8 protein-coding genes are annotated in these 13,797 nt (G+C 72.4%); 2 read left to right on the forward strand and 6 right to left on the reverse strand.

Annotation, left to right across the window (positions count from 1 at the left end; translation table 11 throughout):
* Positions 1-3: 3 nt before the first annotated feature.
* Genes ACZ63E_RS16735 through ACZ63E_RS16750 form a run of 4 tightly spaced genes read right to left on the reverse strand, consistent with a single transcriptional unit; the run spans position 4 to position 4,361 of the window.
* Positions 4-813: an FAD binding domain-containing protein gene (locus ACZ63E_RS16735; protein ID WP_465336868.1), complete on the reverse strand. Its 810-nt coding sequence runs from the start codon at positions 811-813 to the stop codon at positions 4-6.
* Complete coding sequence (locus ACZ63E_RS16740) at positions 810-1,280, reverse strand: (2Fe-2S)-binding protein (RefSeq protein ID WP_465312445.1); 471 nt, start codon at positions 1,278-1,280, stop codon at positions 810-812. The genes ACZ63E_RS16735 and ACZ63E_RS16740 overlap by 4 nt, the downstream gene beginning before the upstream one ends.
* A complete protein-coding gene (locus tag ACZ63E_RS16745; protein ID WP_465336869.1) occupies positions 1,277-3,541 on the reverse strand; it encodes a xanthine dehydrogenase family protein molybdopterin-binding subunit in 2,265 nt (754 codons plus the stop codon). The genes ACZ63E_RS16740 and ACZ63E_RS16745 overlap by 4 nt, the downstream gene beginning before the upstream one ends.
* Before the next feature lie 55 nt (positions 3,542-3,596).
* Positions 3,597-4,361 (reverse strand): sulfite exporter TauE/SafE family protein, encoded by a 765-nt coding sequence (locus ACZ63E_RS16750; RefSeq protein WP_465336870.1) that lies wholly within the window; start codon positions 4,359-4,361, stop codon positions 3,597-3,599.
* Between the two features lie 520 nt (positions 4,362-4,881).
* On the opposite strand from ACZ63E_RS16750, the gene ACZ63E_RS16755 reads away from it, so the two are divergent.
* Together ACZ63E_RS16755 and ACZ63E_RS16760 are read left to right on the forward strand one after the other, a co-directional pair.
* A complete protein-coding gene (locus tag ACZ63E_RS16755; protein ID WP_465336872.1) occupies positions 4,882-7,947 on the forward strand; it encodes a discoidin domain-containing protein in 3,066 nt (1,021 codons plus the stop codon).
* Positions 7,948-8,023: 76 nt separating this feature from the next.
* Positions 8,024-9,070, forward strand: a complete 1,047-nt coding sequence (locus ACZ63E_RS16760) for a LacI family DNA-binding transcriptional regulator (protein ID WP_465336874.1) — start codon at positions 8,024-8,026, stop codon at positions 9,068-9,070.
* On the opposite strand, the gene ACZ63E_RS16765 is transcribed toward ACZ63E_RS16760, so the two are convergent.
* On the reverse strand, positions 9,013-11,943 hold the full coding sequence (locus ACZ63E_RS16765; protein ID WP_465336875.1) for a glycoside hydrolase family 3 C-terminal domain-containing protein: 2,931 nt from the start codon (positions 11,941-11,943) through the stop codon (positions 9,013-9,015). The two genes, ACZ63E_RS16760 and ACZ63E_RS16765, sit on opposite strands and share 58 nt — an antisense overlap.
* Positions 11,940-13,634, reverse strand: a complete 1,695-nt coding sequence (locus ACZ63E_RS16770) for a discoidin domain-containing protein (protein ID WP_465336876.1) — start codon at positions 13,632-13,634, stop codon at positions 11,940-11,942. Before ACZ63E_RS16770 ends, ACZ63E_RS16765 begins: the two co-directional genes overlap by 4 nt.
* Positions 13,635-13,797 lie beyond the last annotated feature (163 nt).

Consider the following 13,797-nt stretch of genomic DNA (forward strand, 5'->3'; position numbering starts at 1 on the left):
GGTTCAGCGAGCCGCGGTGAGCGCCCGGCGGGTCAGCACCCGGGCCAGGTGGCGGCGGTACTCGGCCGTCGCGTGGGGCTCGTCCGGCGGGTTCGTTCCCTCCGCCGCCAGCTCGGCCGCCTCCGTGACGGACGCCCCCGAAGCCAGCGCGGCCTCGGTGGCCGGCGCCCGCAGCGGCACCCCGCCCATGTTCACCAGGCCGACCCGGCCGCCGACGACGGCCACCCCGACCATCGCCCAGTCGATCGCGCGGCGGGTGAACTTCTCGAAACCCCAGCCCTGACCGGCCTGCGACGGCAGGCGGATCTCCGTCAGCAGCTCGTCCGGCTCCAGCGGCGTGGTGAACGGGCCGAGGAAGAACTCCGCCGCCGGGATCCGCCGCTCCCCCGCCGGGCCGCGCGCGACCAGCACCGCGTCCGAGGCCAGCACCGCCGCCGGCAGGTCGGCCGCGGAGTCCGCGTGCACCAGCGACCCGCCGATCGTGCCACGGTGGCGGACCTGCCGGTCGCCGACCACGCCGGACGCGTGGGCCAGCAGCGGCGCGTGCTCCAGCAGCACCGGGTCGCGCTCGAGGTCGCTGTAGCGCGACAGCGCGCCGACCACGACGTCGTCGCCGTCGAGGCGGACGTGGCGGAGCTCGTCGAGCGGCCCGATGTCGACCAGGTACTCCGGCGCCGCGAGCCGCAGCTTCATCAGCGGCAGCAGGGAATGCCCGCCCGCCAGCACCTTCGCCTCGTCGCCGAGGGCGGCCAGCCGGGCCACCGCCTCGTCCACAGTGGACACCCGCTCGTAGCGGAACTCGGCGGGGATCACCGGTCCACCTCCTGCCCGGACGCGTCGATCACGGCGCTCACGATGTTGTGGTACCCGGTGCAGCGGCACAGGTTGCCCTCGAGCCCGGCGCGCACCTCGTCACGCGAGGGCTTCGGGTTGTCGGCCAGCAGCGACACCGACGCCATGATCATGCCGGGCGTGCAGAACCCGCACTGCAGACCGTGCTGCTCGCGGAACGCCCGCTGCACGGGGTGCAGCGAACCATCCGAAGAGGACAGTCCCTCGACGGTGGTGACGGCGTGGCCGTCGGCCTGCGCGGCCAGCACCGTGCACGACTTGACGGACTCGCCGTCGAGCAGGACCGTGCAGGCGCCGCACGACGTCGTGTCGCAGCCGATGTTCGTGCCGGTGAAGCCGGCGGTGTCGCGCAGGAAGTGCACCAGCAGCGTCCGGTCCGGCACCTCCTCGGCCACCGGCCGCCCGTTGACCTCGATCGAAACCTTCACCGCGCGTTTCCCTTCCGAGCTTCTTCCAGTGCGGCCCAGACCCGGATCGGCGTCGTGGGCATGTCCAGGTGGTCGACACCGCGGGCGCGCAGCGCGTCGACCACGGCGTTGTGCACCGCCGGCGTCGAACCGATCGTCGCCGCCTCGCCGATCCCCTTGACCCCGAGCAGGTTCCGGTCGGTCGGCGTGGCCATGTCGACCAGCTCGAAGTCCGGCAGCTCGACCGCGGTGACGAACGAGTAGTCCGCCAGGCTCGCGGTGGTCGGGTTGCCGTCGTCGTCGTAGGTGACGACCTCCAGCAGCGCCTGCGCCGCGCCCTGCCCGAGACCGCCGTGGCGCTGGCCGCGGAAGGTCAGCGGGTTGACGATCGGGCCGGCGTCGTCGACGGCGACGATCCGCCGCAGCTCGACCTTGCCGGTCTCGGTGTCGACCTCGACCACGGCGAGGTGCGCGCCGAACGGGAACGTCGGCTTGCCGCCGCCGAACCAGACGTCGGCGGAAAGCTTGCCCTCCCCGGCGGTTTCGGCGACCTGCGCCCAGCTGAGCACCGTGCTCGACGGCGCACCCTTGACCTGCCAGACGCCGCGTCCGGCGTCCAGCTCGAGGTCGTCCGCGGACGCTTCCAGGAGCTCGGCCGCCAGTTCGCGCGCCTGCGCGATCACCTCGTCGGCCGCCTGCCGGATCGCCGATCCGCCCAGCTGCAGCGACCGCGACCCGAAGGTGCCGACGGCCTTCGGCACCTCGTCGGTGTCGCCGTGCCGGACGGTGATCTTCTCGAGCGGCACCCCGAGCTGGTCGGACAGCAGCATCGCCAGCGACGTGCCGAGCCCCTGCCCGTGCGGCGAGCTGCCGGTCCAGGCGACGACCGAGCCGTCCGGGTGGATGTCGACGCGGCCGCTCTCGCCGCCGGCGTCGCCGCCGGTGATCTCGACGTACGCGGCGATGCCGAGACCCAGCTCGACCGGGTCGCCCTCGTCCCGGCGCCGCTGCTGCTCGGCGCGCAGTTCGGCGTACCCGGCGGCTTCGAGCGCCTTGTCCAGCGCCGCCGCGTACTCGCCCGTGTCGTAGGACGCGCCGGTCGGCGTGGTGTACGGGAACTCCTCGGGCCGGATGAAGTTGACCCGGCGGACCTCGGCGGGGTCGAGCTCCAGCGTGGCGGCGAAGACGTCCATCGCGCGTTCGAGCACGGCGGTCGCCTCCGGCCGGCCCGCGCCGCGGTAGGCCGCGATCGGCGTGGTGTTCGTGACGACCGCGCGGCTGCGCGTCTCCACCTTCGGGAAGCGGTAGACGCCGACGGCCATCAGCTCGGTCAGCGTCGGCAGGAACAGCGTCCGGGGGTAGGCGCCCGCGTCCTGGATGACGTCGAGGCGGTACGCGAGGACGGTGCCGTCGCGCTTGCCGCCGAGGGTCACGGTGTTGCGCTGCGCGCGGCCGTGGGTCATCGCCGTGAGGTTCTCGCTGCGGGACTCGACCCAGCGGACCGCGCGGCCGGTTTCCTTCGCCGCCCAGGCCAGCACGGTCGCTTCGGGGTCGGCGCCGATCTTCGCGCCGAAGCCGCCGCCGACGTCCGGGGCGATGACGCGGACGCGGTCGTCGCCGACACCGAGGCTCCCGGCGAGCTGCGAGCGGGCGATCTGGGCGTTCTGCGTGGAAAGCCAGACGGTCAGCCTGCCGTCTTCGCCCCAGACGCACGACCCGCCGCGGACTTCGAGCGGCGCGGGCGCGACCCGCTGGTTGACGATGGTCCGCGACACGACCACGTCGCAGTCGGCGAAGATCTCGTCGTCGAAGCTCTCCGCGCCGTTGACCTGCATGACGTTGCTGCCGGTCTCCGGGTACAGCAGCGTCTCCCCCGCGAGCGCGGCGTCGATGCTCGCGACGGCGTCCAGCGGGTCGTAGTCGATGTCGACCAGCTCGGCCGCGTCGGCCAGCTGGTAGCGCTCTTCGGTGAGGACGAGCGCGACGGGTTCGCCGACATACCGGACAACTCCGTCGGCCAGCCACGGTTCCTTGACCGATCCTGCCGCGTGCGGATCGAGCCCGAGGTCGGCGGCGGTGAACACGCCGACCACCCCCGGCGCCGCCTTCGCCTCGGTGACGTCGATGCCGCCGATCCGCGCGTGCGCGACCGGACTGCGGACGAACACCGCGTGTGCGGCGCCGGAAAGCGCTTCCTCCCGCAGATCGTCCACATAGGTGCCGCCCGCGGTGATCAGGTTCTCGTCCTCTTGGCGGACCACCCTGGTCCCGACAATGCTCATCTGGTCTCCTGCTCGCCGTTACCCGCCCGATCATGCCCTGTCCGGCGGGCCGGCGTCATCCGGCGAACGCCTGCCGGCCCAGCACGACAGCGAGCGCGAGCCCGGCAACACCGATCCCGATGCGCAACGGCGTCGCCGGCAGGTGGCGCACGAGGGTCGCCCCCAGCCAGGAGCCGCCGAGCGACCCGAGGCAGACGGCGAGCGCGGCCGGCCAGACGACCTTGCCGGTGACCGAAAAGACGATCGCGGCGAGCAGGTTCGCCGAACCGGTGACCAGGTTCTTCGCCGCGTTCGTCCGGGCGAGCGGCTGGCTCCAGACGGACACGAGCAGCGCGAGCATGAGCACCCCGGCGGCGGCGCCGAAGTACCCGCCGTAGATCCCGATGCAGAACGCGGCGATGGCGGTGGCCGGGCTCAGGCCGTGGTGTTCGGCGCCTTCGGCCAGCCGGCGCAGCCGCGGGCCCGCCATGAGCACGAGGGAGGCGCCGCCGATCAGCCACGGGACGACGACGGTGAACGCGCCGGACGGCGTCAGCAGCAGCACGGCCCCGCCGCACGCGCCGCCGACGGTGGTGAGCAGGCAGAGCGGGACGAGCTTGCGCCGCTGCCCGGCGAGCTCGGGCCGAGCCCCGGCGGCGGCGCCGGCGGTGGTCCCGAGCATCGCGACGGTGTTGGTGACGTTCGCAACCACCGGCGGCAGCCCGGCGGCGAGCAGGGCGGGGTAGGAGACGAGCGAGGCGAGCCCGGCGACCGCGCCGGTCAGTCCGGCGCCGACACCGGCGAGGACGAGCAGGAGGAGAACGCCGGGGTCTGTGATCACGTTGTCATCTCAGCACGGCGGTGGGTTCGGGCCGCGGTGGGCTTGGACCCACCGGCCGCGGACGCGCCCGCTCGAAGCCCGCGCGGCTTGGTCCCACCGGCCCGACTCCCGCTCGGACCCCAGTCGGCTTGGTCCCACCGGCCCGGACTCGCCCGCCCGGGCCTCTGGCGGCTTGGTCCCACCGGCCCGGCGCCCGCTCGGGCCCCTGTTGGCTTGGGCCCGCCGGCCCGACTCCCGCTCGGCCCCGGCCAGCTCGATCCCACCCGCCCCGGCGCCATGAATGACTCATTCATCGCGTCCGAGGTAGTGAATGACTCATTCATGGCGTTTCGGGACCGGTTCATCGTGTTTCCGGACCAACCGCAACCCGAGCCCACCGCCCCGCGGTATAGGCCGTTATACGAATTACCCAGGACTTGTCCGAAACCGGACTGGATCGGCCGCCGGGGTTGCCCCGCCGGCTTCCGGCGTCTCAGAATCGCCGCGGATGACAAGGTTGTCAGCGAGTGGAGGCCGGACCATGGGTGAGCTGAACCGGCGGCGGGCGCTGCTGGGCGCGGGCGGGATCGCCGCCGCACTGGCCTCCGGGCTGCTTCCGGGGGTGGCCGGGGCGGCAACGACCGGCGCAGCGGCGGCACCTCCCCCGGGACCGCCCGATCCCGTCGCCGCCACCTACCTGCGGGTCCTCCTCCGCCACACCCGCTGGGCCGAGCAGCAGTTCGACCCGGTCGCCGGGATCTACCCGGCCCGGGACTTCACCTTCGCCGTGGTCCTCGGCAACGCCCTCCTCCTCACCCGCGACGGCTACGACGCCGCCGTGGCCGGGATCGAAAAGGACCTGCTCCGGGAGCACACCCTCGCCACCATCCGGCACTTCGCCGCGTCGAACCTGCTGACCGGCGGCGCCGAGTGGGGGCGGAAGCTGTTCTTCGACACCACTTTCCAGTCGTACTTCCTGCTCGCCTCCCGTCTCTTGTGGACAGAGCTGGACACCACGACCCGAGCGAACGTCGAACGCATCACCACCGAGCAGGCCGCCTACACGACCGCCCTCGGCACCCGCGACGACCCCACCTCGGGCGACTGGACGCCGAACGGCCTGAAAGGCGGCTACGTCGGGGACACGAAACTCGAGGAGATGGGCGTTTACGCCCAGTCGCTCGCCCCCGCCCTCGCCTGGGCGCCGAACGATCCCCGCGCGAAAGCCTGGCGTGACGCCTTCGGCACGTGGAGCCGCAACGAAGGCGGGCTGCCCGCCGCCGACCTGGCCAACCCCCGGCTCGTCGACGGCGTTCCGGTCAGCGCCAACACCGCCACCAACCTCTACGACACCTTCCTCGTCGAGAACCACGGCTCGTTCGGCCCGCACTACCAGGAAGAGCTCTGGCGCACGTCCGGCCGCAACTCGATGCACTTCCTCGCCGCCGGCGCCCCGCTGCCCGAAGTGCTCACCGCGCAGCCGAACGGCGAGCTGCTCTGGCGCACCATGCTGCTGATGACCAGCGACGCCGGTGAGCCGCTGATGCCGATGGTCGCCGACCGCGAGCACCTCTACGGCCGGGACGTCATCCCGCTGGCCTTCCGCGCCCAGGTGCTCGGCGACCGGTACGCCGCCCGCGCCGAAGCCGACCTCGCCGCGCGGCTCGAGCCGTACCAGGCCTACGCGCCCGTCGACCGGATCACGAAGTTCTCCGGTGAGCCGAAGTACGAGCCGGAGGCCCGCGCCGAAGTCGCCATCAGCTACCTGCTGCACGAGTGGCGCGCGAAGCACGGCGGCCCGGTGACCCCCGCGACCGGCGCCGAGTTCGACAGCCACGCCGCCGGGGTCGCCGACTTCGGCGCCGGGCCGGGCCTGCTCGCCCACTGCTCCCCCGCCGCCTGGGCCGCGACGGTGAGCAAGGCCGGGTTCGTGAAGTTCGCCTGGCAGCCGCACCACGACGACTGGCTCTTCGTGCTCGGCGGCGCGAACCCGATGCTGCTGCCCGCCACGAACGCCGTGGTGAAGGACCGCCGCACCACCACCTACCGGAAGGTGCGCGACGGTTTCGACGCCACGTTCGGCGTCCTGCGCTTCGACTCCGGGTACGCCGCGCTCGCCACCCTCCCGACCGGCGCCGCGGTGTACGCCAGCACCGGCGTCGCCGAGAGCGAAGGTGTCCTCAACGTCTACAACCTCGTCATGCCGGGGGTTCCGGGGCTCGACGGCGACCGCGCCTACACCGCCGCCGAAGGCACGGTGACGGTCAAGGCGCCGGCCGGGCCGACCGGCGCCCGGACCGACGACCTCACCTTCACCCCGGTCACCGCGCGGCACGTGCGCATGCTCGGTGTCCAGCCGGACCCGCAGTACGGCTATTCGCTCTGGGCGTTCGAGGTCCGCGACGGCGACGGCCCGGACCTCGCGCGAACCGGGACGGCGACGGCGTCAAGCGCGACCGCCGGTAAGGAAGCCAAGTACGCCGTCGACGGCGACCCGGCCACCCGCTGGGCAGTGTCCACATCGGACCGGCCACGGGCGGACAGCTGGCTCGCGGTCGATCTCGGCGCGCCGCGGCCGATCGACCGCGTGAAGCTGAGCTGGGAGGCCGCCGCCGGGCGGAAGTACCGGATCGAGACCTCGCCCGACGGCGTCACCTGGACGACTGCGGTGACCTACCCAGTGCCCGCGCTGCGCAGCACGAAGGGCTGGCTGGACGTCGACGGGCGGGCCGGGATCGTCGTCGAGAGCACGAACCCCGTCACGGTCACCGGTGACCGCGTCACGCTCTCGGACGGCCCGGCCGCGCCCCTGCTGGCCGAGCTGTACCCGGACTCCGCGAACCTCGCGAAGCTGGCCGGACGCACTCGCGCCACGACCTCGGCGCCGGCCGTCCGCGTGACCGTCACCGACGGCTTTCTGGTGCTGGTCAACCTTTCCGGCGTCCCGGTCAGCGGGACGGCGTCGCTGCCGCAGGACCGCGCCGCGCTCGAGCTGTACCGCGGCGAGCAGGTCACCACGGCGACCGGCACCGAGTACACCGTCGGCCTGGCCGCCGCGGAAGGCCGGATCGAACCGGCGCGGTTCACCGTCCGGGGCGCGCCGCCGGGACTCGAGGCCGTCGTGCGGGACGCGAGCCGTGTCGACCTGACGGCGCCGCCCGGGTTCCTCCCCGCCTTCGTCACGGTGACCCCGGACGGCGGCCGCCCGCGGCTCGTGGTGCTCCCGCCACGCCGGAGCGTGCCCGTCGTGTTCGGGGAACTACGGCCGTATCCGCTGGCCGACGCCGCGCTCGGCCGGACCACCTTCCCCGCCGAACCCCTGCCGCCGGGGATGTCGAGCCCGTCGGCGGCCGTCGACGACAACCCGGCGACCGCGTGGCGGCCCGGCCCGGGCGGGCGGATGGTCGTCGATCTCGGGGCGGTGACGGCGGTTTCCGCGGTGGACCTGGCCTGGACACCCGGACGCCGTCCGCGGGCGAGCGTCGAGACCAGCCTCGACGGGGTCACGTACAAGACGGCGCAGACCGGGCCGGCGCGGTATGTCGCCGTCCGCACGGACTGGCGGACCGGCGACGCGAGCCTCACGCGGTTGTCCGTGCGGACTTGATCGATCTCGCACCCCTCGCGCCGGGCCCGGGGGCGAGTACCTTGGCACCACAGGTCACCCCTGCCCGGGAGGTCGGATGCGCGTCACGATCGCCGAGGTCGCCCGCCGCGCGCGGGTGAGCAAGACGACCGTGTCGAGAGTGCTCAACAACAAGGCCGACGTGGACGCGGCGACCGCGATCCGGGTGCGCGAGGTGATCGCCGCGACCGGGTACATCCCCAGCGCCGGCGCGGTCGGGCTGGCCCGGGGTGTCACCCGCACGGTCGGGATGCTGGTGCCGGGGCTGACCTGGCCGTGGATGGGCGAAGTGCTGCAGGGGGTCGCCGACGTCGTGGAGTCGAAGGGCTACGGCCTGCTGCTCTCGACCGCCAACCGCGGCGCCGACTCCCTCGAAGAGTTCTCCCGGCAGGTGTCGGCCAAGGCGTTCGACGGGCTGCTGCTCGTCGAACCGCCGGACGCGGTGCGGCACCTGCGGATCCTGCACGACTCGGGGCTGCCGGTGGTGGTGATCGACGACCGCGGCCGGCGTCCCGCGTTCCCGTCGGTGGGCACGGACAACCGCCAGGGCGGCGCGGCCGCGGCCCGCCACCTCGTCGAGGGCGGCCGCACCCGGCTCGCCACCGTGACCGGCCCGCACGACTTCGGCTGCACGGCCGACCGGCTCAACGGCTTCAACGGCGTCGTCCGCGACGCCGGGTTGACCCTCGATCCGCGGCTGATCATCGAAGGCGACTTCACCAGCGAAAGCGGTGAAGCGGCGATCCTCCAGCTGCTGGACACGGGCCCGGAGTTCGACGGCGTCTTCGCGCACAACGACCTCACCGCGGCGGGCGTGCTGTCCGGGCTGCGCAAGGCCGGGCGCGCGGTGCCCGGTGACGTCGCCGTGGTCGGCTTCGACGACATCCCGCTCGCCGCGCACACCCAGCCGCCGCTGACCACGATCCGCCAGCCGCTGCGCGAAATGGGCGAGACGGCGGCCCGGCAGCTGCTCGAGCAGCTGGCCGGGGCGCCGCCTCCGGACGAGCCCCTGATCGTCCCGACGACCCTGGTCGTGCGGGAGTCGACTCAGGAAACGGTCAGCGCCGCCGACAGGGGGACGTTGCGCGAGGAGTCGCCGACGTAGACGCGGTACTGGCCCGCGTTCGTCGTCCACGATCCCGTCCAGTGCGCGAGGTCCCGCGGGGTGACCGGGAACGACACCTGCTGGCTCTGCCCGGGGTTGAGCTGCACCTTCTTGAACCCCTTCAGTTGTTTCGGTGGCTCACCGTTGCCGGACGGCTGCCCCAGGTAGAGCTGGACGACGTCGGCGCCCGCCCGGCTGCCGGTGTTGGTCACCGTCGCCGTCACGGTCGCTGTGCCGTTCGTGCCCTGCGGCGTGACGACCAGGTTCGAGAACCCGAACGTCGTGTACGAAAGGCCGAACCCGAACGGGAACAGCGGCTCGATGTTCCGGCTGTCGTACCAGCGGTATCCGACGTTGAGGCCTTCGGAATACTCGATCCGGTCGTTGGCGCCCGGGAACTGCTGGACGTTCGCCGTCGGCAGGTCGGCGATCTGCTTCGGGAAGCTGACCGGCAGCTTGCCCGACGGGTTGACGTCGCCGTAGAGCAGCGACGCGATCGCGTTGCCGTTCTCCTGACCCGGGTACCAGCCCTCGATGACCGCCGCGGCCTTCGACAGCCACGGCATCGTCACCGCCGACCCCGTGTTCAGCACGACGATCGTGCGCGGGTTCGCGGAGGCGACCGCGTCGATCAGTTCGTTCTGCTGGTTCTGCAGGTCGATCGTGTCGAGGTCCTGGGTTTCGGACTCGCCGTAGCTGGCGAACACGACCGCGACGTCGGCCGCCCGGGCTGCCGCCACCGCACCCGGGATGTTCGGCGTCTGCACGTGCTCACCCGCGCCGTCCACATAGGACACCGTGACACCGGCCCCGGCGCGGGCCTTGATGCCGTTGATCGGGTTCACCGACGCCGGCGACGGGTTGACCTTGGCACTGCCGCCGCCGATGTTCTGCGGGTCGATCCCGTCGCCGCCGGAGAGCGCGATCGACTTCGTCGAAGCGGTCAGCGGCAGGACGCCGTTGTTCTTCAGCAGCACCGACCCGGCCGCTGCGACGTCCCGGGCGGTCGTCACGTTCGCGGCGTTGGTCACGACCGATTGCGGAGTGCCCCGCCGGGCCCGGTCGAACACGCCGAACTTGAACATCTGGGTCAACACGCGCCGGACCATGTCGTCGACTCGCGCCTGCGTTACTTCGCCGCGCGAGACGGCGTCGATCAGGCCCTGGCCGAAGAACGCCCCGCCGGGCATCTCCATGTCCATCCCGCCGTTGGCCAGCTGACGCGCACCGCCGGTCGCCGAGCCCCAGTCGGAGCCGACAAACCCGCCCCAGTTCTCGTCCTGCTTGAACGCGGTCGTTAGCACCCCGCTGCTCTGGCACGCCGGGACGCCGTTGATCTGGTTGTAGGCGCACATCATCGACGCGACCTGGCCCTGGCTCGCGACCTGCTGGAACGCCGGCAGGTACAGCTCGTGCAGCGTCCGGTCGTCGATGATGACGTTGTCCGACGGCGTCCCGCGCGACGCCCCGGCCTCGACGTTGTAGGCCGCCGCGTGCTTGGCTTGCGCCATCACGCCCTGGCTCTGGATGCCCTGGATCGTCGCGGTCCCGGCCGCCCCGGCGAGGTACGGGTCCTCGGCGTAGGTCTCGAAGTTGCGGCCCCACCGCGGGTCCCGGACCAGGTTGATCGTCGGGCCGAGGGCGATGTCGACACCCTTCCCGGCGAACTCGGCACCCATCGCGCTGCCGTAGCGGTTCATCAGGCCGGTGTCCCAGGTCGCGGCGGCCGTCACCGGCGCCGGGAACTGCGTGACACCGTCGAGGCCGTCGCCGACCCCGGCCGGGCCGTCCTGCAGCCCGAGCGCCGGGATGCACAGCTCCGGCACCGCGTCGGTGTTGCCGATGTACGGCCCGGTCGCGCCGTTGCCGTGCAGCACCTTCACCTTCTGCTGGGCGGTCATCACCGCCATGAGCTGGTTGACGCGGTCGGCGACCGGCGCCGTCGAACCGACCCACGGGCAGCCACCGGGGTTGGTCGGCGTGGTCGTCGGCGGTGCGCTGTCGCTCGTGTGCACCGCGAACTCCCACAGCGAGTCACCCCACTGCGTGGCCCGCGCGGTCGCGTTCAGCCGGACGTACCGCGCCGTGCCGGACACCGCCGGGTGCTCGGTGCCACCCGCGCCGGACACCGTCGCCGCCGTCGTCCACGACGAGCCGTTGGTGGACAGCTGGATCGTGTACGCGCTCGCGTACGCCGCCTCCCACGTCAAGTCGACCCCGCAGACCGGGCGTGAGCTGCCGAGGTCGACCTGGATCCACTGCGGGTCCGCGGCCAGGCTGGACCAGCGGGTTCCGCCGTCACCGTCGAACGCCGCCGAAGCCGGGAAGGCATCCGACTGCACACTGGACGCCGTCGCCGGTTGCCGGAGCGCGGCGTTCGCGCTGCCGCAGGCCTGGGCCGAGCCGTCGCCGAACACCTGGAACTCCCACAGCGACACGCCCCACTGGGTCGCGCGCTGGGTCGTCGTCAGGCGGACGAACCGGCCGGAGCCGGACACCGGCAGCGTCTGCGTGCCGCCGGTGCCCGTCGTCGTCGAGTACACAGTGGACCACTGGTTGCCGTCGGCGGACGCCTGGACGGTGAACGCCTTCGCGTAGGCGGCCTCCCACTGCAGGACGACCTGCTTCAGCGTGTGTGACGCGCCGAGGTCGACCTGCAGCGTCTGCGGGTCCGCGGCCAGGCTCGACCAGCGGGTGCCCGGGTCGCCGTCGACCGCGGCCGAAGCCGGGAAGGCGGCGTTCTCGGTGGAGGACGCGGTCACCGCGTGCCCCTGCGAGAGCAGGGACGGCGCGGCTTGCGCGGTGAACAGGGGCGCGGTGAGGAGCCCGGCGGCCACCACCGCGCCCGTGACGAGCGCGAGCCGCCGCCTCACTGGTAGACCCGCACGTAGTCGATCACCATGTCCTGCGGGAGCACGGTCCCGGCTCCCGGCGGACCCGGGAAGTCCCCGCCGATCGCGTTGTTGAGGATCAGGAAGAACGGGTGGTCGTAGACCCACGGCCCGCGCGTGCTCTCGACGGTGGCGCGGTTGATCGTCTCGAACGCGTTCCCGTCGACGTAGAACGTCATGTGGTTCGCGTCCCAGTCGAGACCGAACTTGTGGAAGCCCGCCGCGACGTCCTGGCCGAGGTCCAGCGGCGCGCCGATGCCGCCGGCGCCGTTGTACGCGGGCGCGTGGATGGTCGAGTAGGCCAGGTTCGGCGATTTCCCGACGTGCTCCATGATGTCGATCTCACCGCAGTTGGGCCACGGCGTGCCGCTGAAGAAGTTGGCGCCCAGCAGCCAGAACGCGGGCCAGAGCCCCTGCGTGCCGGACACCTTGATGTTGGCCTCGACGTGGCCGTAGGTGAAGCTGAACTTGCCCGCGGTGTTGATCCGGCCCGAGGTGTACTGGCAGGTGCCGCTGCCGCTGATCGGGTCGACCGGGCAGGCACTCCCCGGCGTCGCCTCGCGGCGGAGCTGGATGACGAGGTTGCCGCGGCCGTCCTGCTTCGCGTTGTTGTTGTTCGTGTAGTACTCGAGCTCGTTGTTCACGCCGGGGCCGGTCTCGGCGGTCCACTTGCTGGCGTCCGGGCCCGCGCCCGACGCGCCGTTGAACTCGTCGCTCCAGACCAGCGTGCCCGGGAAGTGCGGGGCCGGCGGCGCGGGCGGCGGGGTGGTCGGGTTGCCGCCGGTGCCGTAGACGTCGAAGCCCCACAGCGAGTAGCCGTAGCCGTTCGAGCGCGCGGTGCCGTACATCCGGACGTACCGGCCGGTGCCGTTGACGGTCAAGGTCTCCTTGAAGCCCTTGCCGGTGGTCGTCGAATAGATCGACGTCCAGTTCGCGTTGTCGTTCGACACCTGGATCTGGTACGCGACGGCGTAGGCCGGGTCCCACTGCAGGACCACCTGGTGCACGGCCGCGGTCGCGCCGAGGTCGACGGTGATCCAGCCCGGGTCGACCCAGCCGGTGGTGGCGCTGGTCGCCCAGCGCGTGGCCGGGTCGTGGTCGAACGCCTTCGCCGGGAGGCAGCCGGGGCAGTTGCCGTCGTCCTGGTAGGAGGACGCCTGACCGGACTTGCCGTACGAGAGCAGGACGTCGCCGGGCTGCGTGGTGCCGCCCCCGCCGTAGACCTGGAACTCCCACAGCGAGTAGCCGTACTGCGTGGCGCGCTGGGTGCCGGTGAGCCGGACGTACCGGCCGGTGCCGGTGACGTTCAGCGTCTGGTTGCCGCCGGTCGCGGTGGTGGTCGAGTAGAGGGTGCTCCAGGTGGCGCCGTCGGCAGACGCCTGGAGTGTGAAGGCCTTGGCGTAGGCGGCTTCCCAGTTCAGCACGACCTGGGACAGCTGCTGGCTGGAGCCGAGGTCGACCTGCAGCCACTGCGGGTCGCTGAAGGCACTCGACCAGCGGGTGCCCCCGTCGCCGTCCACGGCGGCGGACGCCGGGAACGCGGCGGATTCGGACGAAGACACCGTCACCGGACGGCCTTGGGAGAGCAGGACGGGAGCGGCCTGGGCGACCGGTGCGGTGAACAGGGCGGCCAGGGTCAGGACGAGGACGGCGAGAACCGGGGTTCTCGGCATGCGGCGTTGCATGGGCACCTCCACGGCGAACCGGCGCCGGGGCGGCCTTGCCCCGGCGCGGATCGGCTCACGTGGTCCTCGGCGCGGGTGTGGGGCCCGCCCTTCGGAACGCTCTTAGTTCAAGATATAAATAAAGAGCCGTAAAATGTCAACGGCGCTGCGC

The sequence above is a fragment of the Amycolatopsis sp. NPDC104819 genome (assembly GCF_055583145.1).